20 protein-coding genes are annotated in these 26,080 nt (G+C 44.4%); 9 read left to right on the forward strand and 11 right to left on the reverse strand.

The window, feature by feature from the left end; all coding sequences use genetic code 11:
- Positions 1-87 precede the first annotated feature (87 nt).
- The 7 genes from dut to U2P89_RS05905 all read left to right on the forward strand — a co-directional run bounded on the left by dut (position 88) and on the right by U2P89_RS05905 (position 11,356).
- Positions 88-522, forward strand: coding sequence for a dUTP diphosphatase (dut, locus tag U2P89_RS05875; RefSeq protein WP_076931210.1), 435 nt, complete (start codon positions 88-90; stop codon positions 520-522).
- 73 nt (positions 523-595) lie between these two features.
- Entirely contained in the window at positions 596-2,353 is a 1,758-nt protein-coding gene (locus tag U2P89_RS05880; RefSeq protein ID WP_322190897.1) for a tetratricopeptide repeat protein, read from the forward strand.
- Positions 2,354-2,460: 107 nt separating this feature from the next.
- On the forward strand, positions 2,461-3,204 hold the full coding sequence (locus U2P89_RS05885; protein WP_322190898.1) for a DUF4292 domain-containing protein: 744 nt from the start codon (positions 2,461-2,463) through the stop codon (positions 3,202-3,204).
- Positions 3,205-3,326: 122 nt separating this feature from the next.
- On the forward strand, positions 3,327-4,682 hold the full coding sequence (locus tag U2P89_RS05890) for a peptidoglycan DD-metalloendopeptidase family protein (protein WP_091905799.1): 1,356 nt from the start codon (positions 3,327-3,329) through the stop codon (positions 4,680-4,682).
- Between the two features lie 61 nt (positions 4,683-4,743).
- Positions 4,744-6,024, forward strand: a complete 1,281-nt coding sequence (locus U2P89_RS05895; RefSeq protein WP_322190899.1) for an MFS transporter — start codon at positions 4,744-4,746, stop codon at positions 6,022-6,024.
- Positions 6,025-6,796: 772 nt separating this feature from the next.
- A complete protein-coding gene (locus U2P89_RS05900; RefSeq protein WP_322190900.1) occupies positions 6,797-9,757 on the forward strand; it encodes a TonB-dependent receptor in 2,961 nt (986 codons plus the stop codon).
- Positions 9,758-9,787: 30 nt separating this feature from the next.
- On the forward strand, positions 9,788-11,356 hold the full coding sequence (locus U2P89_RS05905; protein WP_322190901.1) for a RagB/SusD family nutrient uptake outer membrane protein: 1,569 nt from the start codon (positions 9,788-9,790) through the stop codon (positions 11,354-11,356).
- A gap of 146 nt (positions 11,357-11,502) precedes the next feature.
- On the opposite strand, the gene U2P89_RS05910 is transcribed toward U2P89_RS05905, so the two are convergent.
- The 10 genes from U2P89_RS05910 to U2P89_RS05955 all read right to left on the reverse strand — a co-directional run bounded on the left by U2P89_RS05910 (position 11,503) and on the right by U2P89_RS05955 (position 21,006).
- Positions 11,503-14,307, reverse strand: coding sequence for a M16 family metallopeptidase (locus U2P89_RS05910; protein WP_322190902.1), 2,805 nt, complete (start codon positions 14,305-14,307; stop codon positions 11,503-11,505).
- 108 nt (positions 14,308-14,415) lie between these two features.
- Entirely contained in the window at positions 14,416-15,282 is an 867-nt protein-coding gene (locus tag U2P89_RS05915; protein WP_322190903.1) for a nucleoside phosphorylase, read from the reverse strand.
- A 21-nt stretch (positions 15,283-15,303) separates the two neighbouring features.
- Positions 15,304-16,290: a flotillin-like protein FloA gene (gene floA / locus U2P89_RS05920; RefSeq protein ID WP_322190904.1), complete on the reverse strand. Its 987-nt coding sequence runs from the start codon at positions 16,288-16,290 to the stop codon at positions 15,304-15,306.
- 21 nt (positions 16,291-16,311) lie between these two features.
- On the reverse strand, positions 16,312-16,827 hold the full coding sequence (locus U2P89_RS05925) for an NfeD family protein (RefSeq protein ID WP_322190905.1): 516 nt from the start codon (positions 16,825-16,827) through the stop codon (positions 16,312-16,314).
- 9 nt (positions 16,828-16,836) lie between these two features.
- Positions 16,837-18,258: a tetratricopeptide repeat protein gene (locus tag U2P89_RS05930; RefSeq protein ID WP_139233474.1), complete on the reverse strand. Its 1,422-nt coding sequence runs from the start codon at positions 18,256-18,258 to the stop codon at positions 16,837-16,839.
- 69 nt (positions 18,259-18,327) lie between these two features.
- Positions 18,328-19,311: a type II CAAX endopeptidase family protein gene (locus U2P89_RS05935; RefSeq protein ID WP_322190906.1), complete on the reverse strand. Its 984-nt coding sequence runs from the start codon at positions 19,309-19,311 to the stop codon at positions 18,328-18,330.
- Between the two features lie 36 nt (positions 19,312-19,347).
- Positions 19,348-19,554 carry a helix-turn-helix domain-containing protein gene (locus U2P89_RS05940; protein ID WP_019538007.1) on the reverse strand — a complete coding sequence of 69 codons (207 nt, stop codon included), beginning with the start codon at positions 19,552-19,554 and terminating at the stop codon, positions 19,348-19,350.
- 10 nt (positions 19,555-19,564) lie between these two features.
- Entirely contained in the window at positions 19,565-20,257 is a 693-nt protein-coding gene (locus tag U2P89_RS05945; protein WP_322190907.1) for a DUF2975 domain-containing protein, read from the reverse strand.
- 231 nt (positions 20,258-20,488) lie between these two features.
- On the reverse strand, positions 20,489-20,788 hold the full coding sequence (locus U2P89_RS05950; protein WP_322190908.1) for a type II toxin-antitoxin system RelE/ParE family toxin: 300 nt from the start codon (positions 20,786-20,788) through the stop codon (positions 20,489-20,491).
- Positions 20,770-21,006: a hypothetical protein gene (locus tag U2P89_RS05955; RefSeq protein ID WP_019538004.1), complete on the reverse strand. Its 237-nt coding sequence runs from the start codon at positions 21,004-21,006 to the stop codon at positions 20,770-20,772. The genes U2P89_RS05950 and U2P89_RS05955 overlap by 19 nt, the downstream gene beginning before the upstream one ends.
- A 268-nt stretch (positions 21,007-21,274) precedes the next feature.
- On the opposite strand from U2P89_RS05955, the gene guaA reads away from it, so the two are divergent.
- The gene (gene guaA / locus U2P89_RS05960; RefSeq protein WP_322190909.1) at positions 21,275-22,795 is read left to right on the forward strand and encodes a glutamine-hydrolyzing GMP synthase; all 1,521 of its coding nucleotides are present in this window, start codon (positions 21,275-21,277) and stop codon (positions 22,793-22,795) included.
- Positions 22,796-22,801: 6 nt separating this feature from the next.
- Here guaA and U2P89_RS05965 read toward each other — a convergent pair whose 3' ends face one another.
- A complete protein-coding gene (locus tag U2P89_RS05965) occupies positions 22,802-24,874 on the reverse strand; it encodes an HDIG domain-containing metalloprotein (RefSeq protein WP_322190910.1) in 2,073 nt (690 codons plus the stop codon).
- Between the two features lie 210 nt (positions 24,875-25,084).
- Between U2P89_RS05965 and U2P89_RS05970 the strand changes: the two genes are divergently transcribed.
- Positions 25,085-26,026, forward strand: coding sequence for a Stealth CR1 domain-containing protein (locus tag U2P89_RS05970; protein WP_322190911.1), 942 nt, complete (start codon positions 25,085-25,087; stop codon positions 26,024-26,026).
- Positions 26,027-26,080 lie beyond the last annotated feature (54 nt).

Consider the following 26,080-nt stretch of genomic DNA (forward strand, 5'->3'; position numbering starts at 1 on the left):
TATTTATTTCATTAAATTTCATCAAATAGGCTCCTAATTCCTCGGAATTGTATAAATTCGCATGATTAAACAGAATAGACGTTTCTGATGGAAATTAAAATAGTCAATAAGTCACGGCATTCCTTACCCGAATATGCTACGGCATTTGCTGCAGGTATGGATTTGCGTGCAAATTTAGAGGAATCTATAGTATTGAAACCGCTTGAACGGACATTAGTGCCCACCGGTATTTATATTCAACTCCCGGAAGGTTACGAAGCCCAGATCCGTCCCCGTAGCGGATTAGCCATCAAGCATGGTATTGGAATTGTGAATGCTCCCGGGACTATAGACGCCGATTATCGTGGTGAAATAAGAGTGATCCTGGTGAATCTTTCGAACGAGGACTTCACCATACAAGACGGAGAGCGCATCTGCCAGATGGTGATAGCACAACATGCCCGTGTGGAGTGGAAGCCTGTGGATTCACTCGACGAAACGGAGCGTGGTGCCGGAGGATTCGGCCATACCGGCAGGCAGTAGCTATTTCAATGTCACCTTAGAAAGGAGCGTGCACTTTACTCACTTGCTATAATGTAACTTTATAAGAACAAGAATGTTATATCGGATAACTGTTATAAAAAAAATACTTCTCGCATTCCTTCTGTTGTTGTCTATATCTTTAATATGGCCGCTAGAGATAGTGGCGCAGCGGGAGAAAAAGGGACAGGGAATCCAACTCGACGAGGAGACAAGACGCAAATTCGACTATTACTTTTACGGGGCATTGAATGCAAAAGCCTTGGGGAATTACGATCAGGCGATCGATTTGTTTCAACATTGCTATGCACTTGATTCTACCAATGCCAATGTATTGGTAGAACTGGGAACATTTTATAACGTGTTGCAGGAGAAAAATAAAGCCCTTGATTTTTTTCGGCGGTCGGTTGCCTATGATCCCGATAATTATTATTATAATATGATGCTGGCCGGTTTAAGCAAGGAACTTGGCCTGAAGCAGGAAGTAATCGATATCTATAGCCATTTGTCACAATTGTATCCGGAAAAACTCGATGTCCGGTTTGAGTTGGCCAATGCTTTTGCTGAAGCCGGGGAATTCCAGGAAGCAATCGATACGCTCGTCGAATTGGAAAAGAATACCGGTATCAACGAGATGATCGCCCTGAATAAGTTCCGTCTCTATTCAATGATGGATGAGAAAGAACAAGCTTTCGACGAGATCAAGCAGATCATTGAAAAAAATCCCTCTGAACCGAGATACCTTATTTTGATGGGAGATCTGTATCTTGAAGATAATCGAGATGAAGAGGCATTGAAGTATTACGAGAGAGCCAAAGCGATTGATCCCGATTATCCTGCGCTTATCCTTTCCATGGTAAATTATTATGAGAGAACCAACGATAAGCAGGCGGCACAGGCAGAGTTACAAAAGGCTGTTGCAAACTCGTCGATGGATGTGGAGGTGAAATTACAATTGCTTACCCGCTACCTTGGTATTCTGCAACAGAGCCAACAGGATATGAAGCAGGTGAACTCTCTTTTTGAAACCCTTTTTGAGCAGCATCCCAATAATTCCCAATTAAATATGATCTATGGGAATGTACTTTTATTGCAAGAAGACAAAGAGGGAGCTTCAAAGCAGTTCGAGAAATACATCGAAGCCAGTCCGGAGGATCCTGCGGGATATGAACAATTACTTCGTATTGCTTTGTCCGACCAGGATCTGGAAAAAATAAAAGAGGTGACCACTGAAGCATTGAAACATCTGCCTCAGGAAGCCCAGTTCTATTTCTATTTAGGTGCAGTTCACTATCAACAGGATAATCATCAGGAAGCATTGAAAGTTTTCGAGGATGGATTGGCCAATGCCACTATGCGAAACCCAATTGTGGAGTCCGATTTTCATGGACAGATTGGCGATCTGAATTATTTCCTCGGTAACAAAGAAAAGGCTTTCGAAAGTTATGAAAAGGCATTGCAGTTGAATCCGCAGAGTCTGCCTGTTTTAAACAATTACAGCTATTATCTGTCATTGGAGAAGAAAGATCTCGATAAAGCAGAACAAATGAGTGGTATCACAGTGAAGGCGGAGCCGACGAATCCTACTTATCTCGATACATATGGGTGGGTGCTGTATGAACAAGGCTCTTATACATTGGCTAAGATCTATATAGAACGGGCTATTGAGAACAGTAAAGAGGATGATCTTTCGGCAGAGGTAGTGGAGCATTACGGAGACGTGCTGTTCCAGACCGGAGAGAAAGAGAAAGCATTGGAACAATGGAAAAAAGCCAAAGAGTTAGGGGGAGATTCCCCTGAATTGGATAAAAAAATAAAAACCGGCGAATTGTAATTATGGATATTTCTCGTTATCGACAAATTTTAGTCATTTGTTTATTATCTGCTGTGGCATTCACCGCATGTAAACCGAAACAGAGGATAGTTTATTCTACTTCTCCCGTGGTAAGCAAAGCTCACCATGAACTTTTCAGTGATATTATAGCGAGTGAATTTCCTTATCGTACTCTTTTAGCCAGGCTCAATATGGGAATGACCTCCGGTACAAAATCATATAGCTCCAGGGCCAATCTGCGGATTGTGAAGGACGAAGCCCTTCAGATCTCTATACAGCCGCTTTTCGGTGTGGAGATGTTCCGGATCTACATTAACCCGGATACGTTGTTTTTACTCGACAGGATGAATAAACGGTATGTGTTGGAATCGTTCTCCACGTTAAAGGAACTCTATCCTGTTGGATTCGACTATTATACGATGCAGTCGTTGTTTACCAACGCGCTTTTTGTATCCGGAAAAGAGAAGGTTGATGCGGATGATTACACTCTTTTCAGTTATAATCGTGCCTCCGACCAGAATTATCATATTACTGCCCAAGATGGTAATTCCGGTATCGACTATTCGTTTACTGTCAATGGAGATGACCGGATCACCTTTGCCCATCTGATGCAGTCGGAGAAAAAACATTACATGCAGTGGGAATATCATAATTTTATGATGTTAAACAATGTGCCATTTCCACATAAGATGAATATCACGCTCTCTTCTGCATCACGGAAAACCAATGCGGAGTTGATCTTTTCCGATGTAGTTACCGATACCCCGTTAGAGTTGGAACTGAATGTACCGTCGAACTATACGAAAACGTCTATCGATGAGGTACTGAAAGTTCTCTCTCCGAAGAAGTGATAAAAAGTGAATAGTGAAAAGTGAATAGTGAAAAATTAAATGGATGATTTGAAATCCCGAATATCTTAAATAGTCGACTTTTCATTTTTAGTTTTTCACTTTTAGTTTAAACGATTAATCGTATGAAGAAATTTGTATTCTTTTTACTTTTCCACGCCGTCGCTCTCCTTCTGTTGTCTCAAACACAGCAGATCGAGAATTTGCAGCGGCAACAGCAGGCATTGATGGAAGAGATAAGAAGTACGAATAAACTTTATCTTGATGTTAAAAAGCAGACTACAACAATCTTAGACAGGATTAACCTTATCAACAACCAGATATCGGCCCGTAAAAAATTGATAGATGTACAGAGCCGGGAGATAGAAGCGTTGCGGAAGGAGGAGGTGCGTCTCGAAAGTGAGATATCCCGACTAAATAAAGAGCTGAAAAAGAAGCAGGAATATTACGCCGATGCGATGAAAGGGATGCTGAACCATAAGTTCAGCCAGAATAAACTGCTTTTTATCTTATCAGGTAAATCGGTAGGGGAATCGTTACGGAGAATGCAATATTTGCGTGAATATTCCAAATGGCAGAAAATACAGGCTGAAGAAATAAAGAAGCAGCATGCTGAAATAAAGGAAAAACAGGAATTACTGGCTAAAGCCAAGGCTGATAGAGAAAAAGCATTGGCCTCGTTACAGGAGGAACAGAAACGGTTACAGGGAGAAGAGAAAACACGTCAGTCGGAGATGGCGACTGTCAAGGGACAGGAGCGGGAATTGCAGAGGACACTTCGGGAAAAACAGCAACGGGCTGACCAGTTAAATGCCCAGATTGAGAGACTTATCGCTGAAGAGGTGGCACGGCTGGAACGTGAGGCGGAGGCCAGGAGAAAAGCGGAAGAGGCTGAACGGCGGAGAAAAGCGGAAGAGAAGCTGGCTGAAGATCGGCGAAGGGGTGAGAGCCGTGAGGAGACCGGGCGTGAGACCCCCGAGAAAACAGAAGAGCGTGCCTCCGGTGCTGCGCCGGGACCCAGAATTGAGGCCGGCAGGAGTACAGCATCGGCCGAGACCTTTAATCTCTCGAAAGATTTTGCTGCCAACAGGGGTAAACTGCCTATGCCGGTTACCGGTACAGCAGCCATTGTGGGTAATTTCGGTGCCAAAAAACATAATGAATGGAATGTTACTACCAATAGTAATGGGGTTGATATTCAGGCTGAAAGAGGTGCTAATATCCGTAGCGTATTCGATGGGGAAGTTTCGAAAGTATTCTCCTTCCCCGGTTCCAATACCTGTGTGATTGTACGTCATGGTGATTACTATACATTCTATGCCAATATATACGACTTGTTTGTAAAGCAGGGAGACAAAGTGAAAACCGGACAGTCATTAGGGCGGATCTTTACTGATCCGGATACAGGTGTCTCCACGATGCATTTCCAGTTGTGGCAAAAGACAAACAAGCTCAATCCGGCACCGTGGCTTAGCAGGTAATCAATTGAACGTCAGATTGGTAATAGCCTAATATCAATAAATAATAATTGAAATAAAACATATGTCGCTGAGAATCAGACTAATTATCATGAATTTCCTCCAGTTCGCAATATGGGGGGCCTATCTTACTTCCATGTCCCGTTATTTGGGACCTGCCGGACTGGGATCGCACATCGGTATTTTTTACTCCGTACAAGGGATAGTATCCATTTTTATGCCTGCCATTATGGGGATTGTGGCCGACAGGTGGGTGCCTGCGCAAAAATTGCTGGGAATAAGCCATCTGGTTGCTGCTTCCTTCATGCTGTCTGCCGGCCTATATGGATTATATAGTGGAACGGAAGTCTCATTCTCCACTATTTTTGGCCTTTATGCATTGAGTGTAGCTTTTTATATGCCCACATTGGCCCTGTCCAATTCGGTAGCTTATACTATTCTTGAAAAGGGTGGAATGGATACGGTAAAGGCTTTCCCGCCTATACGTGTATTTGGTACGATAGGTTTTATCTGTACTATGTGGCTTGTGGATATACTGGGATACCAGACTTCTTCGATGCAGTTTGTGGTGAGTGCTGTATTGGGCTTTATGCTGGGGATTTATGCGTTCACACTTCCCAATTGTCCTGTGTCAACGGCAACTGGTAGTAAGACCCTGTTTCAGGCGCTTGGGTTAGATGCCTTCAAACTCTTTAAAATAAGAAAGATGGCAATCTTTTTTATTTTTTCGATGCTGTTGGGTGTCGCCTTGCAAATTACTAACGGATTTGCCAACCCATTCATCGCCAGCTTTGAAGCTTATCCGGAGTATGCCGGTACTTTTGGCGTAAAGCATTCAAATATATTGATATCACTTTCCCAGATATCGGAAGCGCTCTGTATCCTGTTGATCCCTTTCTTCCTGAAACGTTATGGTATTAAGAACGTGATGTTGATTGCCATGCTTGCCTGGGTACTGCGCTTCGGGTTCTTCGGGTTGGGTAATCCCGGCAGCGGTGTGTGGCTGTTGTTATTCTCTATGCTGGTATATGGCGTAGCTTTCGATTTCTTCAATGTTTCAGGATCATTGTTCGTTGACAAGGAAACACCGCATACTATTCGTGCCAGCGCACAGGGAATGTTTATGTTGATGACTAATGGGATAGGTGCCACAGTGGGGACATTATGGGCACAATGGGTAGTGAACCGGTTCTGCTCCTGGACAGACGTAACCGTAGGCTCTACAACTATATCGCTTCTGATTGGTGATTGGCAAAGTGTCTGGTTTATTTTTGCCGGTTATGCCCTTGTAGTTACCATTCTGTTTGCCATCCTCTTTAGATATAAGCATGTGCCGGATAAGTAAATGAGAAGATAAATCAATACAGAGAGTATAAAATATAGGAGGAGGTCCGACGGATTTTCCTCCTTTTTGGTATTAATCAATAGTTCGTTATAATTTTCAAGTATAGCTAAGCGGTAATTGCCGCAAACTCAATAAGTCGCTGGGGAGCTATTTTTTACAATGTTAAATATATATCATTTCTGTAAATTTTACTGTCTTCTGTTTGTCCAAGTCGATAACTCTTGCTATCTTCGCTTTTGTTAGAAGATGAATCTGTTAATTAAAGAAGTAACTGCTATGATTCACTTCCTGGAAAAGTTTGCCGTTTTGTCGTGCACCTCCGCTATGTTAATAAAACATAAATTATGGGGGGTATTTTGTATTATTTAACAAATTAATAAGCTATTGTAAGTCTTTCCGTCTAATACCAAATTTACAAGATCTTATCCTAAAATATTCCAAAGTAATTTATTTCAGCCCCAATTATAAAATCCGTTATTTATTTCGGATATGCGTGAATTTCTTTGATCCAACCCGTTTCTTTATGGAGTGGGTTTGGGTATGGGAGCGGTATGAACGCTTTCGTACATCTCTTGACGTTAAATACGTCAATTTCTCAATCCCAAATAACATAATACTAAAATCTAAAAAATCGTATGAAATGAGCATGTAAGTCTATTTAATGATGCGATGATGTACCGATTTGATAATTCTAATCCACAAATCGATAAATCATTAAATTAACTAGTTATTGTGGTTCTATACCCATAGTGTAAACAAATAAACTAATCGTATGAAAAAAGAAATGTTAAATCTACTGAAAGGAATGATGTTCATAGTTATATGGACATTCTCTTTGAATCTATTTGCACAGAATCTTACTGTGAGTGGCACGGTAAAAGATGCAGCGGGTGAGTTGCTTACCGGTGTAACCGTGCAGGTACAGGGTACTTCTACCGGTACCGTCACCGATGCGGATGGACGTTTTGTGCTCCAGAATGTCCCATCTTCGGCTTCATTAGAGATATCTTACGTCGGAATGCAAACGATAATTATACCGGTTGATGGGCGTACCGATTTTGATATTGTGCTTGAGGAAGATACCGAGTTGCTTGAGGAAGTGGTGGTCGTCGGTTACGGTACGCAGACACGCCGCGAAATCACCGGTTCCATCGCTAATGTATCGGAAGAGCACTTTAATAAAGGTATTAACCGTGATGCCTCCGACTTGTTACAGGGGAAAGTAGCCGGATTAATCATCACTTCAGGTTCGGGCGATGTAACACGCAGTTCGCAGATACGCCTGCGCGGAACCTCTACCTTGCAGAACGACCAGGGACCGATGATCGTGATCGACGGCATACCCGGTGGAGACATGTCCACCGTATCTCCTTCCGACATCGAGTCGATCTCGGTGCTCAAAGACGCTTCATCTGCAGCTATTTACGGATCGCGCGCCGCGGGAGGGGTCATTCTCATCACTACCAAGCGCGGATCGGGAGCCAAGAACCTTATGCAGTACGACGGCTATGTGTCGATGGATGTTGTTGCCAATAAACCCGATATGATGAACGCAGCACAATGGCGTGCGACTAACAGGGAACTGGATAACGATATCAGCAACTACGATTCATATACGGCCGATACCGATTGGTTCGGGGAAATGCTTCGTACGGGAATATCCACCAACCATTCCCTTTCTTTGTCGGGTGGAGGTTCCAAACACAATTACCGCGCTTCATATACTTATCTGGATCGGACCGGTATCGCTCGCGACAATTATATGAAACGCCATTCATTCCGTTTCCAGTTCCAGCAGCGCGCCATTGATGACCGTTTGCGTGTAGGGCTTACCGGTTCGGGTAATTTGTCGGATATGCGCTTTCCTTTTGCCGATGATTTCATTCTCGCTTATAACATGCCGCCGGTTTTTCCGGTCTATAACGAGGACGGGTCGTATTTTACCGGGGCCAACAATAATTACGATCAGGGAAACCCCGTGCAAAACCAGGATCAGAATTACCGGAAAGCGAGTAGCAACTATTTTTACGGAGCGGGAGATCTCCAGTTCGATATTGCCGAAGGCCTCAATGTAAAGGCATCACTCTACAAAAGCCGTTTCAGTAATGACTACAGCGAATGGCAGGATCCCCGCAACTCGCGCGGACAAGGTAATAACGGCCTTGCTATCCGCCAGGCGCGCAAATGGGATCGTGAGTTGATGGAATGGACTGCTAATTATCAATCGAACTTCGGCGGTAATGATTCCCATAAACTCGATGCTATTATCGGTTATTCGTGGGAGAATAACATTTACTCGAGCCAGCGCTCCCAAGCGACCGACTTTATCGTCAGTTCCATGGGAGCCGACAATATCCAGTCAGGGAACTCTTTGAAAATAGGAGAGGTCACTTCCAGTAAAAATGCCTACAAACTGATCTCGTTTTTCGGGCGTGCGCATTACAGCTATCAGGACCGTTATATGGTGACCGCCACGGTCCGCAGGGACGGGTCGTCCAAATTCGGGCAAAACCATAAATGGGGGACATTCCCCTCGGCATCGGCCGCCTGGGGCATTTCACAGGAGTCGTTTATGAAAGATGTCAGCTGGGTGAACGACCTGAAGTTCCGTGTCGGATACGGAGTTACGGGTAACCAGGATGGGTTGCAGCCCTATAAATCCCTCGAACTCTATTCGGCCGCCGGGACCTATTATAGTAACGGTGCGCAACTGATCGCTTATAAGATATCGCAGAATGCCAATCCCGACCTCAAGTGGGAGTCAACCGCCATGTTGAATATAGGGTTTGATTTTTCATTGTTCAACAACCGTCTCAGCGGTACCATCGAATGGTATGACAAGCAGACATCCGACATGCTATATACCTATGATGTGTCTACACCTACCTATGTTTACAATGAAATCCAGGCAAACGTGGGAGATATGAGTAATAAGGGAATCGAACTACTGCTGAATATCGATGTGGTGAAAAACAGGAGATTTACCTATACGACTTCCGTCAACCTTGCACACAATAAAAACAAAGTCACCAAACTTTCCAATGAATTGTATTCGACCGGACGCATCTATACGGGCGACCCGTGGATACGTGGTGCATCGGGCGTTACCTCGCATGTGGTGGAGGTGGGATATCCCATAGGGCAATTCTATATGTTAAAATGTACCGGTCTGACCGAAGACGGTAAGTATATCATTGAAGATATCAATGATGACGGACAAATTACCGATGACGACCGCACCTATGTGGGTGATTCGCAACCCGACCTGACCTTTGGCTGGAATAATGCGTTCACCTGGAAAAACTGGGATGCCAGTATTTTTTTCAGGGGTACCGTTGGAAACAAAGCACTGAATAACCCCCGTGCGGCGTATGGAAACAATACCTATATAAGCGGAGCCAATGCCCTGAACGACGAATTGGTAACTACCTTAAGTGAAAACTCGCGTGTAACGTCTTTCTACCTGGAGGATGCATCACATATACGGCTTGATAATATGGCTGTCGGATACACGTTCAATACTCAATCAATTGGCTGGCTCGAAAAAGCACGCGTGTACCTGGCCGGACAAAACCTGTTTGTCATTACCGGTTACAAAGGGCTTGACCCCGAAGTGGAACTCTTCCGCGGCGAAGCCACCGACAGCGGTGCCGGCCTTTCACCCGGCATTGAGCCGCGTAACTATATGCCCAAGGCGCGTTCTTTCACCTTTGGTGTGAATCTGACATTTTAATATGTACCATTTATCCTAAAACATGAAATTATGAACAAAAAGACAACCATATTATCCCTCCTGTCGGGGATCTTACTACTGATATCTTCATTTGCCTGCACGAACCTCGACGAAGTGGTGTACGACCAGCTTGCCGGTGATTTTCCGGAAACCGAACAACAACTCAACGCCATTATCGGCGATGTGTATAATTCGTTGAGAACCTATTGGCCGAGCAATTATCTCTATTTGTCGGAGTGTGCCGGATCGATGGCTGTTACGCCTACCCGCCTCGGCGGCGATTGGTACGATGGCGGGCAATACCGCGAACTGTTCATGCATACCTGGACGGCGCAAACCAGCCAGGTGAAAGATGGGTGGAGCAATGCCGCCAACAGTATCGGAAAGTGTAATGCCACTATTTACATTATCGAACACACCGATGTGATTTCTGATGACGTGAAAAAAGTTAAGATGGCGGAAGTCCGGGGTGTAAGGGCTTTCTGGTATTATACCTGGATCGATTATTTCGGAAATGTCCCGTTGGTTACCGACTATTCTCCCACCGACAAGGTGTTGCCCGCGAACCAGTCCCGACAGGTGGTCTTCGACTGGCTCATAAGCGAGTTGAAAGAGATCGCTCCCGACTGTCCCGATGCTTCTTCTTATGCAAGATTCACGAAAGGCGCCGCATACACACTGCTGGCCAAATTACTGCTCAACGCCGCAGCGTGGGAGGTTACTTACGCCGGCGATGCCTATAAGGAAGTGATAGATTATTGCGATCTGGTATTGGGAATGGACTATATCCTCGAACCGGTGTGGAAGGATAATTTTTCGTTAACCAACAACAACTCGCGCGAAGCAATTTTCGCCGTAGCTTTCTCAAAAACGGATACCGAAAACCAGAACCAAATGATGAACCGGACGTTGCATTATAAAGACCAGTTGTCGCTGGGCGGCAGTTTTTCGGCCTGGAACGGCATTTGTGCCCAACCCGAATATGTGGAGCTTTTCGATCCCGAAGATCCCCGTTACGAAGGTTCGTTCCTGATCGGAAAGCAATATGACCGGACTACCGGCGAGATCATTATCACCGACCATGGGTATGAATTGGATCATACCGTGGCTGTCACCATGATTCCCGGTACCGAATACGACGGCACATCGTGGGGAGCTGTGAACCAGCACGACGGCGCGCGCTGCCTTAAGTGGCCCTATGCGTCGGATCTGGTGAACGCAATGGAAAACGATTTCCATATCTTCCGCCTGGCCGATGTCTATCTGATGAAAGCCGAAGCGTTGTTGCGTTCCGGGGGAAGCGCCACGGATGCTGCGCAATGGGTGAACGATGTACGCCAACGCGGCTATGGCAGTGCAGAGCACAATTATGAAACGGTAGGGCTTCCGGAGGTCCTTTTGGAGAGAAGACTTGAACTGGCATGGGAAGGATGGTCGAGGCAGGATGATATCCGTTTCGGTGAATTTGAACAGACCATGTGGACGGCTTCCAATTGTGAGCGGGCTACGGGTGAGCATCTCAAACTCTATCCTATCTCACAGGATGCATGGCAGGTCAATCCGAACTTGGTACAGAACCCCGGTTACCCGTCATTCTGACGGATGTAAGAGGGCTTTGCTGCGGCGAACCGTTTGGGTGATAAATGAACTTCCCCACCAGGGAAGGGAATAATATAAAAAAACAGGAGGAAAACCGATAAGACTTCCTCCTGTTTTTTTAGTATGATAATCCTATGGATATAGGATCATTCCGTTATTTTCGGCATCATCACTATTGTTTTCAGGTTACCCTGATCGAGCAGTGCTTTGGCGAAACTCCGAAGATCATCCTTTGTGATGGCATTTACAGTTTCAATATATTGAGTGTGATTATCTTCGCCGTAAAAATATTTGTTGTCGAGAATATTCAGCCAGTAACTGTTCTCTTTCAGATTTTCGTTGTAACTCTTGTTCATATACTCTTTTACCTTGGCAAAATCGCTATCACGCGGGCCATCTGCCGCAAACTCCTTTAGTACGTTTAAAACAATTTGATTGAGATGTTCCATTCTCTCCGGATCGGTGTCGAACATGATCTGCAAGATGGTTTGCCCCTCCGGATAACGGGAGATAGAACCTCCTGCGTATACGCCGTAAGTACCCCCTTCCTCTTCACGGACTTTCTCGGTGTAGATGATATCGAGGATCTGGTCGAACATACTCATCAGTATCCGGTTCTTCATCTCCCGGGTTGTTTTTCCCGTTATTGTGTTGAATACCGAAGCTTTGGGATTTTGCATCTCCCGTTGGAAAATATTTTCAAAGCTTCCTTCCTGGAAGTCCATGGGTATTTTTGCAAATTCACCTTTCCCGGCCTTTCCCGGTAATGAAGCCAGATACTGTTCTACTACGGGACGAACCTTTTCCTCATCGATGTTACCCACGAATGTGAACACAAAACTGCCGGGATTGGAGAACCGTTCGGCATACATCTCCATGATACGGTTGTAATTGACCTTTTTTAGATCATCGGCCTTTATTCTCTTTGTCAATGGATTATCTCCATACAACGCACTCGACACAGAGTCGCTGAACGCTACCATTGGTTCGGCTTCCTGGTTTTTCAACTGCGTCTCCATACGTTGGATGAATGATTGGAAAGCGTCGTTATCCTGTCGTGGAGCAGTGAAATAGAGATAAACCAATTGCAGCATAGTTTCGAAATCCCTGATGGAAGAAGAACCGTTGAAATCCTGTGTGGTGAGGCTGATACCCGGATGCGCGGATGCTGTCTTTCCGGCCAGTACTTTGGGTAGATCGGTTGCGCTGAAATTACCCACTCCTCCCAGTGTAGCCACATTACTCATCAGCCTGCTGTTAACCGGATCCTGTGCCCCATAATGGGAGTATCCGCCGGCACTTGTACCGGTCATTACGATCTGGTCGTCCTTGAAGTCGGTATTTTTCAGGATCACCTTCATCCCGTTTTCCAGTGTCCACACCGTAGCATCCATCGCCTCATCCTTTTCTGCTTTTATGATCTTGCCCGGAGTGGGAGGCGTGGCCACCAACGGCTCATCAATCACCTCTTCGGCATAAGGCTCGATAGTTTCAGCCTGTACCGATGCCAGTACGTTAAGCAATACGTCTTCAGCAGGATATCCCAATCCTTCTTTTTCAGGACCGGTAACGGCAATGACTATGTTTTCATCACCAATCAGCTGTTGAATAGTCTGGTTGATCGCCTCTACCGGAATGTTGGGTACCACCGCCTGGAGGAACTGATATTCGAACTCAATGCCCGGAATAGGTTCTCCGTCGGTAAACGCACGTACATATTCCTGTGAATAGGAAGAGTTCCTCTGCTTATCCCGGTTGTTATACGCATCTTCATATCCTTTGAGGATGTTGGTGCGTGCCACCTCATATTCCGATGCGGTGAATCCGTGCTGTTTTACTCTTTCCGTCTCACGTACCATAGCTGCCAGTGCACTCTCTATCTTGTCTTCGGCGCTTCCTGCCACTACGGTCCAGGCGTCTTTTGTTTTGGCCACGAAGTAATCGTCGTTATACGCAAATGCGGAAGTGAAAGGTGCATCGGGTTTCTGTATGATTTCGGCAAACCGCTGGTTCATCATAGCAGCAGCGGCATTTAATATATATTCTGTGATATACCCCATCTGGGTATTCCTAAACTCGTCAGGCATCGTATCGTGCTTGTAAAACAGCATTATCTGTGTATTACGGGCTTCCTTGTCGGTAGCAATGGCTACGATGGGATCCTTATTATCAGGAACAGGATAGTATTCCCGTTCTGCCCTTTCTTCATCGAGTCGGATGGGCGAGAACAGTTCCTTTATCTTTTGCTCCATCTCATCCACATCGATATCACCCACAACGATGATCCCCTGCAAGTCGGGACGATACCATTTATGGTAGTAGGCTCTGATCTCTTCCGGTTTAAAATTATTGATCACATCGATGCTTCCGATAGGCATGCGGTTGGCATATTTGCTGTCGGGATACATTTTCGGGAGTAACTGATCCCACAACCTTTGCTGTGCTCCGCCACGGGTGCGCCACTCTTCCCGGATCACACCCCGTTCGTTTTCGAGCTCTTCCTCTTCAAGGGCAATGGCGTTCGACCAGTCATGAAGCACAAGAAGAGCCGAGTCTACCAGGTTCTTATTGGTTGTCGGGATATTGGATATATAATAAACCGTTTCATCGAAAGACGTATAGGCGTTGATGTTAGTGCCGAACTTAATTCCATTGTCCTGCAGATAGTTCAGCATGCTTTTTCCGGGGAAATTGGTCGTCCCGTTAAATGCCATATGCTCCAGGAAGTGAGCCAGACCGGCCTGATTATCTTCTTCCTGCATGGATCCCACTTTCTGTGCAATGTAGAAATCGGCCCTGTTTTCGGGAAGGTTATTTTGCCGGATATAATAGGTGAGTCCGTTTTCAAGTTTTCCGGTCCTCACCTTCGGATCTACAGGGAGAGGAGGGTTTTGCTGTGCATAGGCAACCAAAGTAGCTGCAAGAAGCAATAATGTGAATAGTTTTTTCATATGATTTTAATTATAAATTACCAATTACTAATTACCAATTACTAATTACCAATTACTAATTGATAGGAGTACCCCGAATTTTGAATCTTGAATCTTGAATTTGAAATCTTAAATCCTGTCCAGTACTATTTGCAAAAGATCTTCTATGGAGCCTTTATAGTCGGCATTCGACTTCAGGGCCACACGGTTGGCAATTATAGTGCAGACAGTCATCGCCTTGTGTCCCATCAACTTCCCTAATCCCGCGATAGCAGAACTTTCCATTTCGTAATTGGTGATGGAATGCTCCCCGAAACGGAACGATTCAATTTTAGCATTCAGGTTGGGATCGGCCAGCGGCAGTCGTACATGCCTTCCCTGGGGGCCGTAAAAACCGATGGCGGAGATGGTAACCCCACGGATCATATCGTAACCTATACGGTCGACAAGTTCTTCGTCGGCACTCACCACGTAGGGAGAACAGTGGTACGGTGACCATCCCACCTCTCTTTGGAAAGCCTCTTCGAAATCCTTTTCGCGGATCGATTCGGAACCGGCATAATAATGGATAAGGCCATCGAAACCGATTGATTTTTCCGATACCACGTAAGAACCTACAGGGCAATGCGGCTGCATACCTCCTGATGTGCCTACCCGCACCATGGTCAGTTGTTTGAGTTCCTCTTTGACTAATCGCGTATTGAAGTCTATATTGGCCAGTGCATCCAACTCAGTGAGTACGATATCTATATTGTCCGTGCCGATGCCGTGCGAGAGCGCAGTAATCCGTTTCCCTTTATACATTCCGGTGACGGTATGGAACTCGCGGCTGCGTACATCGCATTCAATGCTTTCAAAAAATGAGGCTGTCATCGTTACACGATCAGGATCTCCCATCATTACAATCTTGTCCGAAAGTTGCTCCGGTCGGATATGAAGATGAAAGGCACTTCCGTCGGAGTTGATGATCAATTCCGATTCAGGTATGATTCTCATAATATGTATTGTCTGTGATAATTATTTTTTATTTCCGCCGCCCTGCGGTTTGGCAATAGAGTCCCTCATATCCGTATCAGCCTTGATATTTTCCATCCGGTAATAGTCCATAATACCGAGATTTCCGCTACGGAATGCTTCGGCCATGGCGATCGGAACTTCTGCTTCAGCTTCAATCACTTTGGCGCGGGCTTCCTGGGCTTTGGCCTTCATCTCCTGCTCTAAGGCGATAGCCATGGCCCGCCGTTCCTCAGCGCGTGCCTGTGCAATATTCTTGTCGGCCTGTGCCTGATCCATCTGCAATACAGCACCGATATTTTTACCTATATCGATGTCGGCGATATCGATAGAGAGAATTTCAAATGCTGTTCCTGCATCCAGTCCCTTTTTCAATACCAGCTTGGAGATTGAATCAGGGTTTTCGAGTACTGATTTGTGCGATACTGCCGAACCGATGGAGGAGACGATCCCTTCCCCTACACGGGCAAGAATAGTTTCTTCACCGGCACCACCCACTAATCGTTTAATATTGGCACGTACCGTCACCCGGGCTTTGGCGATCAACTGGATACCGTCGATAGCTACGGCAGAAACGGGAGGTGTATCGATCACTTTCGGGTTCACAGACATCCTGACGGCTTCCAGTACATCGCGGCCGGCCAGGTCAATGGCTGTGGCCATCTGAAAAGTAAGGTCGATATTTGCTTTGGAAGCGGATACCAATGCATGCACTACCTTTTCTACGTGTCCTCCGGCAAGATAGTGTGCTTCCAGGTTATCGCGGGTAACCATCTTCAGTCCGGCCTTGTGGGCCTCAATCATCGCGTAAACGATGGTGTGGGGCGGTACGCGGCGCAGGCGCATCAGGAAGAGTTGCACGAGCGAGATGCGTACCCCTGCCGATAATGCGTTTATCCACAGGAAAAAGGGAACGTAATGAAAGAATATCAATAAAAAGATGATGATTACGGCAATCGTAATAATCAGTGGGAATGATAAAACTGTCATAATAAATTTGTTTTTGATGTTTTATATTAAATTATTTTTTGTCTCCTCTCCGGGTAAAACAGCTTCTTTTTTCTTTACCAGCACATTGTAGGTTTCCACCTTTACCACTTCTATTTCAGTGTCTTCGTCAAGAAACTCCCCGTCGAATGATTTACCTTCTACTTCCACATCGTTGATCAATACCTGCCCGATGGGATTCAACCGGGAAAGCGTTACGCCATTGTCGCCAACGCCAATTTTCTGCAAATAGGAGGTATCCACTTTCCCTTCGATGTTTGTATCTAAAGAGATTTTTCGTAATGACTTTGATTTCAGCAGCCAGAAAAAACTTCCGCCAAGCAGCACGGCTGTTCCTGCGAGTGTAATATTCCCTACGGTACTACCCTGAAAGATATAGGCATATATTATTCCTCCTATCAGGAAAATAGCACCGGCAATACCTGCAATACTGATCCCAGGAAGCAGGAAGATCTCAATGAGCATGAACACTACTCCCAATAGGATCACGGCGATGATGATGATCAGATCGAATGTCATATACGGTTACTATTGATTAAACTGAGTGCGTATTTCTTCATTTCTTGCTTGCATTTTGAGTCTTTCCATTTCCCTGAAAATAGATTCGCTTTCTTTTTCCAGGCTGAGGATCGATGCAGCAAGAGCGTCGTTTATTGCTCCACCGGCATACTGGTCTCTTTTTTGTGAGAGTTCTTCATTCATCGCCTGTAACTGTTTTTCATAACCCAACGCCTGAGAAAAGAACGACCTGGCTTGATCATTCCTGAAATCCGACAGGGTATGGTAAGTTGTCCGATCATTGATCACAAATGTAAAATCACCTGCTGTTTCTTGCCTTGAGACTGTCTTTTGCTGTGCCAGTGAACGAAGCGGTCCATAGTCTGCGCCTTCCTTCCATGTGTCGGCAATGGAAGAGATCCGTGCTCTCCGTGCCAGATAACCGGCATCCTCACTTTCGACCAGTTGCACCTGTGGGTTCGGGATAAAGGTATATATACATACCGAGTCGGCCGGTTGAAACCGGTCGGATGCAAACCACCCGATGCCTTTCTCTTCATCAATCGCTAACATGTAATCGTTAAAAGGCGAATTGAAGGGCATATTCAACTGATTGGGGTTGAGATATGAGTCCGAAGCAAGATTATAGCGGGTGACGAACAGATCATATCCACCGAACGAAGGTTCACCTGTTGAAGCAAAATAGAGAGTCATCCCGTCACTCAATACGAATGGAAATGCCTGGCTGCCCTCTTTATTGATGGTTCCCGGCAATCTTTTCTCATTTCCGAATGTGTCGAGCAATTTGTCCATTGTATAAAGATCAGTACCGGTTACAGCATCGCCTTCGGAATAGTAGATCTTGTCCTGCCGCTCGTTCATATAGAGTGTTTCATCCGTCATTGACCGGCCGGGGAAAAATTCCTGTACCGGCATTAATGAACCTGATGAGGCGCTCAGGTTATAAGCCGACAGAAAATCTGACTTCAAAATCACCAGACTGTCGATGATCTGCAGATCTTCCGTGCGGTTGACAGCTCTTTGCAGCCTTTCCGCATTTGCCCGTTTCTGATCCAGTATCTCCAATGCCTCGCTATCTCTGCGTTTGGCCCGTTGGTATTTGTCGAACTCTTTTTCGGCATCTTCAAAACGATACAATTTTGCGTAAAGTTCACCCAGGTAAATGTAGGCATCGGTAATTTTCCGTCCGGAGGCAAATTCGAGGTACTTTTGTGCTTCGAGTATTCTTCCGGTTTCATAGAGGCTTACACCCAGCCATTGATTGATAGACGCATTATTGGGATTATTGAGATATTCTGTCTGAAAAACGGGTAACGCTTCGGCATAACGGCCTTCCAGATACCAGCTCTTGGCATCGTCAAGCGTTTGCGCTTTTGCACAAAAGCAAAAAAACATCAATATACAGATAGAAAAAAAGTTATTTCGTTTCATACAGCGTTACAAACTAATCTTCAAAGATAATAATTTGTTTCATTTTTGCTCCATATTCAGCGAGATAATTTAGGTTGCCGGGCTTTGTCCAATCGTCTCAACCTCTACAGGTGGGGGAGGGGGCGGTACAGCTGCAACTTTTCTGTTCATAATGCCAAAATCCCATTTATAGATGCGTTGCAGAATTAAAATCACTAATATACTAGCGACTGAAATGGAGATAAGGCTTGCTACGGGATCGAGATCGTGTAACAGGAACAACGCATCGGTCTGTAATGCCGATGCTTCGTGTGTGACAAGCAGGGCGGTGAGTGCATTGTTAATGAAATGAATGCCGAGAGCCAGTTCAATGCCATCATCGAGGATGGAGATGAGCCCCAGCATCAACCCCATGATAAGATACTGTGGCATAGAGAGCCAGAAGCCATACTCTTTTACTTCCGGATTAGCGAGGTGCATCAGAGCAAACAGTACAGAAGGGATGATCAGTGCCCACCAGCGGCTTTTAGTCCATCGTGCCACACCTTGTGCCAGATAACCGCGGAATAGAAGTTCTTCGATACTTGTCTGGAAAGGCATTACAAGAAGAAGGATCAGTAGTAGCGGAAGAAAAGCGCCTGCATTGAACCTGAATTCATATTCGCCTGGAGAAGAGACCAACAGGCTGATGGCAGTATCTGCGAGAATGATGATTCCCCAGACGATGATTCCCATCCGGATACGGTCCCAGCGTATCTGCTTCCGGCCGTTGATGGTCTCGCGCACCGTACGCCCGTGTAGCGGTTTTACCAGTACGGCAAACAGAAAATATGTGATAGCGAAGGTACCCAGCATCACCAGTAGAAAAAGATTAGATGAAATACCGTAGTCGGATGGATTTTGAATGGCGGCCGAGAGGTCACTGATATTTCCCCCGTTCGACAGGATAGCAGGAAGTATTATCAAAAACAAGGGAATAGCAGCTATTTGTGCTACAACCATTACAATTACGGCCATTAAAATGTACCGGCCAATACCGTTTTTGCCTTGTAAGGCACGTTCTAAGTGTTTCATTTGTGTATGTTTTAAAAGATTATTCTTTCGCTAAAATTATTCATCTCTCCACTCCATAATATCCCCCGGCTGGCAATTCAACTCTTTACAGATGGCTTCCAGCGTACTGAAACGGATGGCCTTGGCTTTCCCTGTTTTCAGGATAGAAAGATTGGCCGGAGTGATTCCCACCCGTTCCGATAACTCGTTCAGGGAGATTTTTTTCTTGGCCATTTCCACGTCTAAGTTTATAATAATAGGCATGAGTCTTTTTCTAAACAGTTAATTCTTGTTCTTCCTTTATCGCGATGGCGCGTTTCATTACGGCCGCGACAATCAGTGCGACTACTCCGAATAGTAACATTTCATTTGCCAACTCTGGAAAAGCTATTTTATATTTCTCCAAATCTATGGCGGTCTTTGCCTGAATATACAGGTGTAGGCCAAACAAAAAGAAATAGGCATATACGATAATACAGAAAAGACCTATTTTTTGTATTCTTTTTACGTTTTCTGTTGTGAAAACATGATTTCGGTATAGAGAGAAGATCAACCTGTAAAAAAGGACAGGGATAAAGACCAGTAAAGCCATAACCGGTAAGGCTGCAAACATTAGGAACATCAGAAAAAGAATACTCCATAATGGTTGGCTTTCTTTGAATTGATAGAACACATGGACGGTTCCAAATCTGGCCGGGAGGATTTCATTGGTTGTGGTATTTAAAATCGAATCGGGATAATAATTCTTCTTGTCTTTTATTTTCAGTCTTAAAAAGTATGACTCTGAATAGAAGTCGTTGTAAAGATCTTCATCAATTGTTTTCTGAGATGATTTAAATCCCTCTTTCGCCCCCTGAATGCCTCCTTCCACACCTTCAATGACAGTAGGAACCAAGATCAACAAATAGACAATACCTGCCAGAATACAAAGAAGTGCAAGTGAATTTTTACCAGAAACTCGTTTCATGTTCGGTATGTTTTAAAAGATTGACGCGGCAAAGATAGAATATTAATTTGACATAACAATAAAAATATATCGAAAAACAATAAATATTTATTGTGAAATGAATTTATGCTTTATAATGCTTGTCGTTTAATGTTTTTTGTTGGATAATTCGTTATCAACCGACAAGTAAAAAAAATGTGCAACCCCTTTTTGAATTGGATTACACGTTTTTGAGTTGTCCTGAAATAAAAATTATTTTATATTCAATGTCTTTTCATCCCGCCTGCTGTCCCATATTGTTAAGACAACAAGAGTTGTTTCATTTATTTCGTAGAATAACAGATAATCACGAACAATCTTTACCCTCACATTTTTTAGCGTAGTTTTTCTCCCCGTATTAGGATATTGGGCAGCTAATCGCAGCGTTTCCTTTATTAATTTATTCAGTTTTATACTGTAAGCTTTAGACTGATTCCGTTCTATCCAATAAGCCAAAATCTCTTTTCGCTCCTGATTAGCTTTTTGAGTCCAAACTATTTTTCGCGTAACCATCGCTCAATTATTTCATTTGCCTGCTGTTCCGGCAAGATATGCCCTGCGAGATATTCGGCCTTTGCTTCACTAATTCTTTGCTCTTGTTCTGTAGTTAGTTGGTACGTCTCTTTCTCAAGCTCAAAATCGAGTACTTTGCGAAGCTCCTCTATGATGCCGGGTTCATCTGTGCTGGCAATGCGGTTTATTAAATCTATTTTTAATTCGGCAGTACTCATTATTTCAATGGTTTATCGTTTTCTCTATTTCTATCCACAAATATAACCTTTTCAGTCGAATGACAATTCCTATGGAATCAATTTAACGTTTGTTTATCCTGTCGAACATTCTCTATATCTTTCGTATTGACTGGCCTCACTCACTAACACCTATTCAATTCATTCGAATTTTGCCGTTTTTCCATGCTCTTTTCTTATCTTTGCATCCTGAAAACTTCTATTTTTGAATTGACGCCCCTCTGTCGGCGTTCCAACCCGGTTATACGATATGCACGAAAAAATTATCATCCTCGATTTCGGTTCGCAAACTACGCAGCTGATAGGTCGCCGCGTGAGAGAATTGAACACCTACTGCGAAATAGTGCCTTACAATAAATTCCCTTTCGGGGATGACTCGGTAAAGGGAGTGATCCTTTCCGGGAGTCCTTTCTCGGTGAATGACACCGAAGCTTTCAAAACCGATTTAAATGAGATCCGTGGTCGTTATCCTGTATTGGGCATCTGCTACGGTGCGCAGTTAATGGCGCAATCGGCAGGAGGGGCAGTTGAGAAGAGTGATAGCCGTGAATATGGCCGTGCCCGTTTACGTGTTGGAGATAAAGATGATCCTTTATTAGGATTTATTACGCAGGAGAGTCAGGTATGGATGTCGCACGGAGATACAATTGTTCGTATACCGGACAGCTTCCGGGTGATTGCCTCAACCGATGACGTCGCTTTGGCCGCTTACAGGGTAGATAATGAAAAAACCTGGGGAGTGCAGTTTCATCCCGAGGTGTTTCACACGGAACGCGGAACGGAAATATTGAATAATTTTCTCGCTGTTTGCGGCGTGAAGAAGGACTGGACACCTGCCTCATTCATTGAAACCACCGTACAGGAATTAAAGGAGCAGCTGGGTGACGACAAAGTGATCCTTGCCCTTTCGGGAGGTGTGGATTCGTCGGTCACGGCCGTATTGCTCAACAAAGCCATTGGCAGGAACCTTACCTGTATTTTTGTGGATCACGGCCTGTTGCGGAAGAATGAGTTCGAAACCGTATTGGAGAACTACGAACATCTGGGATTGAACGTAATCGGGGTAGATGCAAAAACCTATTTCTACAAAGAACTGGAAGGCGTGACTGACCCAGAGCGTAAACGTAAGATTATAGGGAAAGGATTTATCGATGTGTTTGATAGGGAAGCCCATAAACTGGAAGATATCAAATGGCTGGCACAGGGTACCATCTATCCCGATATCATCGAGTCGCTCTCTATTACCGGTGTTACCATTAAAAGTCACCATAACGTAGGCGGATTACCTGAGAAGATGCACCTGAAATTGTGTGAACCATTGAAGCTTTTGTTCAAGGATGAAGTGCGCAAGATAGGGTTAGAGTTGGGTATGCAACCTCATCTGATCCATCGTCATCCGTTTCCCGGACCGGGACTGGGTATCCGTATCCTGGGAGATATTACCCCTGAAAAGGTGCGTATAGCACAGGATGCCGACGATATATTTATATCAAATCTCCGCTCAGCCGGATTGTATGATAAGGTATGGCAGGCAGGAGCTATTTTATTGCCGGTGCAGTCGGTCGGTGTGATGGGGGATGAGCGCACCTATGAGAATACGGTCGCATTGCGGGCCGTGACATCGACAGATGCCATGACGGCCGATTGGGCACATTTGCCTTACGAATTTCTGGCGAAAGTATCGAATGAGATCATTAACAAGGTGAAAGGGGTCAACCGCGTTGTGTATGATATTTCATCGAAACCCCCCGCAACCATCGAGTGGGAATAATTCTTATTATTGCTCCGGCCGTTTTAATTCGGGATAGGCAATTCGTGAATGGTACATCGTGACAAGTTTTTCCACGAAAACATCTTTCACAGTCTGTATATCTTTGAAAGTGATAGGTGCCGATTTGAAATAACCTTCGGCCACCTGAGCGTCTATAATTTTGTCAACCAGGTTACGGAGTGACTCTTCCGTATATTCAGGCAGGCTGCGTGATGAAGCCTCTACCGCATCGGCCATCATCATAATGGCAGTCTCTTTCGAGAACGGATTGGGTCCTGGATAACGAAAATCTGCCTCATTAGCCTCTTTGCCAGGATTGGCATTTTTCCAGGAGATATAAAAAAACTTGGGCATACTTGTCCCGTGGTGGGTCTCGATAAAATCGACAATCTGCTGCGGGACATTATACTTTTGTGCGATCTTCAATCCATCCTTCACGTGATTGATGATAATGCGTGCGCTCTCTTCGAAAGGTAACCCCGCATGAGGATTCATACCGGGTGCCTGATTTTCCGTAAAGAAGGCTGGATTGGCCATTTTCCCAATGTCGTGGTACAGCGCTCCTGTCCTTATTAAGGATGCATTCGCTCCTAACTTTGCCGCTGCCGCCATTGCCAGATTGGACACCTGTAATGAGTGCTGGAAAGTGCCGGGTGCTTTTTCAGACAGTTCTTTCAATAGCGGCTTGTTGGTATTGGAGAGTTCTACTAATGAAACACCGGAAATAAATCCGAATGATCTTTCCACCAGATAAACCAGCGAATAGGAGAACATAATAAAGATGAAGTTGATAAGGAAATAGACCAGTACCACCCAGTTGATTTCATTCACATTGCCTTCCTGATACAATTCCAATCCGATATAAACCACAATATAGGTGAGCAGGATAAAGAACGAACTTTTGATTAGCTGCGAACGTTCCGACAACTCTTTCAACATAAATATGGATACCATGGCTACCGCGATCTGGATGACGATGAATTCGAAAGGAAACGGTACCATAAGTGAACTCATAATGATGGTAGTGAGACTGGCAAACAATGCCGTACGTGAGTCTATGAAAGTACGGATAAGGATGGTGACGATGGCGTAAGGGACGATGTAAATGCTGAAAAGTTCGAACCTGACGGTAATAGCTGTAAGTAATACAAAGAAAGCTATCAGCAACACCATAAAAACCACATGTTTCCGGTTGCGGTATTCTGCCGGTCGGAAATAGAGCAGGTAAGTATAGAATGAACCAAACATGAACAATATAAGCATAAACTGTCCCAGCAGCATCCAGTTGTTTCTTGTGGTCCCTCCGCTTCGCTCTTCCGTTACCCGTTTCAGGGAGGAGAGTATGTTATATGTCTGTGAGTCGACAATCTCACCCTGATCAATGATACGTTGCCCTCTTTGGACCATGCCATGGCTTATGTCGACCTGTTGAATGAATTCGTTTTGAGCCTTCTCCGATGTAGTTGCATCATACAATACGTTTTCGCGGATATATTCATTGATATTGGCGGTTTTGAGGATATTGGCATCGATACTTGATGGAGCATCATTCAGCACTTTCTCATAGGCAGAACGAATAGTAAAGAAAGTCTCCACTTTTCTGGACTCGGCCACATTGCCTTTTTTTATTCGCAATGCCTGCGTACGTGATTTGTATATCCGGTCATAATCTTCCGAACGCATAATGCCGTTATTATATACCTCATTTAATTTATTTCGGATATAGAGTTTATATTCGGGAGCAAGTTCAGCAAGCCTGGCTTTCAGGTTTGCATCCGCGTCAAATTCGGCGAGAGCACTCTTCTGGATCTCCTCATCAACCACAAAATAAGGCTCATAATATTCCAGGATACTATCCTGTTCTGCTTTCAGTTGTGCAGCAGGTTTATACACAGGGAAATCGAACGGAGCGGTGAGCAATCCGTATTGCCACGGCCTGCCTTCGTTGAAGTTATACTTGAAACTTCCTTGGCGGGGAAAAAAATAGGTAATAAAAAGAACGGCGATAATAAAGACTAACGGCACGAATATTTTTGTCTTGATTCTCACCTTTTTCTTATTGGATGACCTGTTGTTCATTCCTTTGTGTGCTGATTTTGTAGATCGTGGATTTTTTATACAACAATTAAAACCGGAAATTGTTTTAATTGTTTACGAGTATCTGCTGGGGATAGAGAAATTCAATATAATTCACCAAAGGAAGTGCAATATAATGTTTCCGATATTGAATTAAAGAACTATTTTTGTAATTTGGCACAGTCAGAATGCCAGTACCGTAATTATAAAGTTATGCAGCCATTTGATATAGACTTGGTATATCTCTGGGTAGATGGGGATGACCCTAAGTGGTCAAAGAAAAAAGAACAGTTTACAGGAAAATTGACAGATCGTTCGGAAGGGAATAATAAGGGGAGGTATATGAATAATGATGAGTTGAAATACTCATTGAGATCTGCTGAAAAATATGTCCCGTGGGTGAGACGAATCTATATCGTCACCGATGATCAGTGTCCTGAGTGGTTACAAAGAGATCATCCTAAAATTCGTATCATTGATCATAGGGAGATACTTCCTGAAGAAGCTTTACCCTGTTTCAACTCAAGTGTCATTGAATATTTCCTTTATAAAATTCCAGGTCTTGCCGAACATTTCCTGTTTGCAAACGATGACATGTTCTTTAATAAAGCGCTTTCTCCCGACTATTTCTTCGATAAAGAGGGTATCCCTTTTGTCCGGTTGAAAAAGCAGCTTCTCGGAAAATGGCATTATCTGGTGAAACGACTTTATCGACGGCGGCTGGGGCAATATATATCGAAGGTGTTGGACGGGGCTTCATTGGTTGAACAAAAATTCGGGAAATATTATTCCGGTATACCGCATCACAATGTGGATGCTTATGTCAAATCCGATTACAAGGATGCCGTTGAGCGGATATTCAGGGACCAAGCCCAAAAATCACTATCGAGCCACATTAGAATGTATGGTGATTTGCATCGTTCAGCTTTTTCATATTATGCATTGGCAACAGGCAAAGGACGTCTAAAATATGTAGGGAGAAAAGAGTCACACCGGCTACGTGTTTATAGGTCTAATTATGAACGCCGATTAAACAAATACCAACCGGATCTTTTTTGCCTGAATGATAACCAGAGGGTTAAGGATGAGGATCGTGAAAGAATAAAACCTTTTTTAGAAGGACTGTTCCCCGAGAAGTCTACTTTTGAAAAGTAATGGTCCTTTCTCAGTGTGCAGATGAGAGACGGTTTAACCAGTTCAACGACAAAA

The organism is Proteiniphilum sp. (genome assembly GCF_034331125.1).
In the GTDB taxonomy this organism is placed as follows: Bacteria; Bacteroidota; Bacteroidia; order Bacteroidales; family Dysgonomonadaceae; genus Proteiniphilum; species Proteiniphilum saccharofermentans.

Coding starts and splice junctions, on each gene's coding strand:
- dut (WP_076931210.1), top strand. CDS start 88: ATGGAAATTAAAATAGTCAATAAGTCACGGCATTCCTTACCCGAATAT.
- U2P89_RS05880 (WP_322190897.1), top strand. CDS start 596: ATGTTATATCGGATAACTGTTATAAAAAAAATACTTCTCGCATTCCTT.
- U2P89_RS05890 (WP_091905799.1), top strand. CDS start 3,327: ATGAAGAAATTTGTATTCTTTTTACTTTTCCACGCCGTCGCTCTCCTT.
- U2P89_RS05895 (WP_322190899.1), top strand. CDS start 4,744: ATGTCGCTGAGAATCAGACTAATTATCATGAATTTCCTCCAGTTCGCA.
- U2P89_RS05900 (WP_322190900.1), top strand. CDS start 6,797: ATGAAAAAAGAAATGTTAAATCTACTGAAAGGAATGATGTTCATAGTT.
- U2P89_RS05905 (WP_322190901.1), top strand. CDS start 9,788: ATGAACAAAAAGACAACCATATTATCCCTCCTGTCGGGGATCTTACTA.
- U2P89_RS05910 (WP_322190902.1), bottom strand. CDS start 14,307: ATGAAAAAACTATTCACATTATTGCTTCTTGCAGCTACTTTGGTTGCC.
- U2P89_RS05915 (WP_322190903.1), bottom strand. CDS start 15,282: ATGAGAATCATACCTGAATCGGAATTGATCATCAACTCCGACGGAAGT.
- floA (WP_322190904.1), bottom strand. CDS start 16,290: ATGACAGTTTTATCATTCCCACTGATTATTACGATTGCCGTAATCATC.
- U2P89_RS05925 (WP_322190905.1), bottom strand. CDS start 16,827: ATGACATTCGATCTGATCATCATCATCGCCGTGATCCTATTGGGAGTA.
- U2P89_RS05930 (WP_139233474.1), bottom strand. CDS start 18,258: ATGAAACGAAATAACTTTTTTTCTATCTGTATATTGATGTTTTTTTGC.
- U2P89_RS05935 (WP_322190906.1), bottom strand. CDS start 19,311: ATGAAACACTTAGAACGTGCCTTACAAGGCAAAAACGGTATTGGCCGG.
- U2P89_RS05940 (WP_019538007.1), bottom strand. CDS start 19,554: ATGCCTATTATTATAAACTTAGACGTGGAAATGGCCAAGAAAAAAATC.
- U2P89_RS05945 (WP_322190907.1), bottom strand. CDS start 20,257: ATGAAACGAGTTTCTGGTAAAAATTCACTTGCACTTCTTTGTATTCTG.
- U2P89_RS05950 (WP_322190908.1), bottom strand. CDS start 20,788: ATGGTTACGCGAAAAATAGTTTGGACTCAAAAAGCTAATCAGGAGCGA.
- U2P89_RS05955 (WP_019538004.1), bottom strand. CDS start 21,006: ATGAGTACTGCCGAATTAAAAATAGATTTAATAAACCGCATTGCCAGC.
- guaA (WP_322190909.1), top strand. CDS start 21,275: ATGCACGAAAAAATTATCATCCTCGATTTCGGTTCGCAAACTACGCAG.
- U2P89_RS05965 (WP_322190910.1), bottom strand. CDS start 24,874: ATGAACAACAGGTCATCCAATAAGAAAAAGGTGAGAATCAAGACAAAA.
- U2P89_RS05970 (WP_322190911.1), top strand. CDS start 25,085: ATGCAGCCATTTGATATAGACTTGGTATATCTCTGGGTAGATGGGGAT.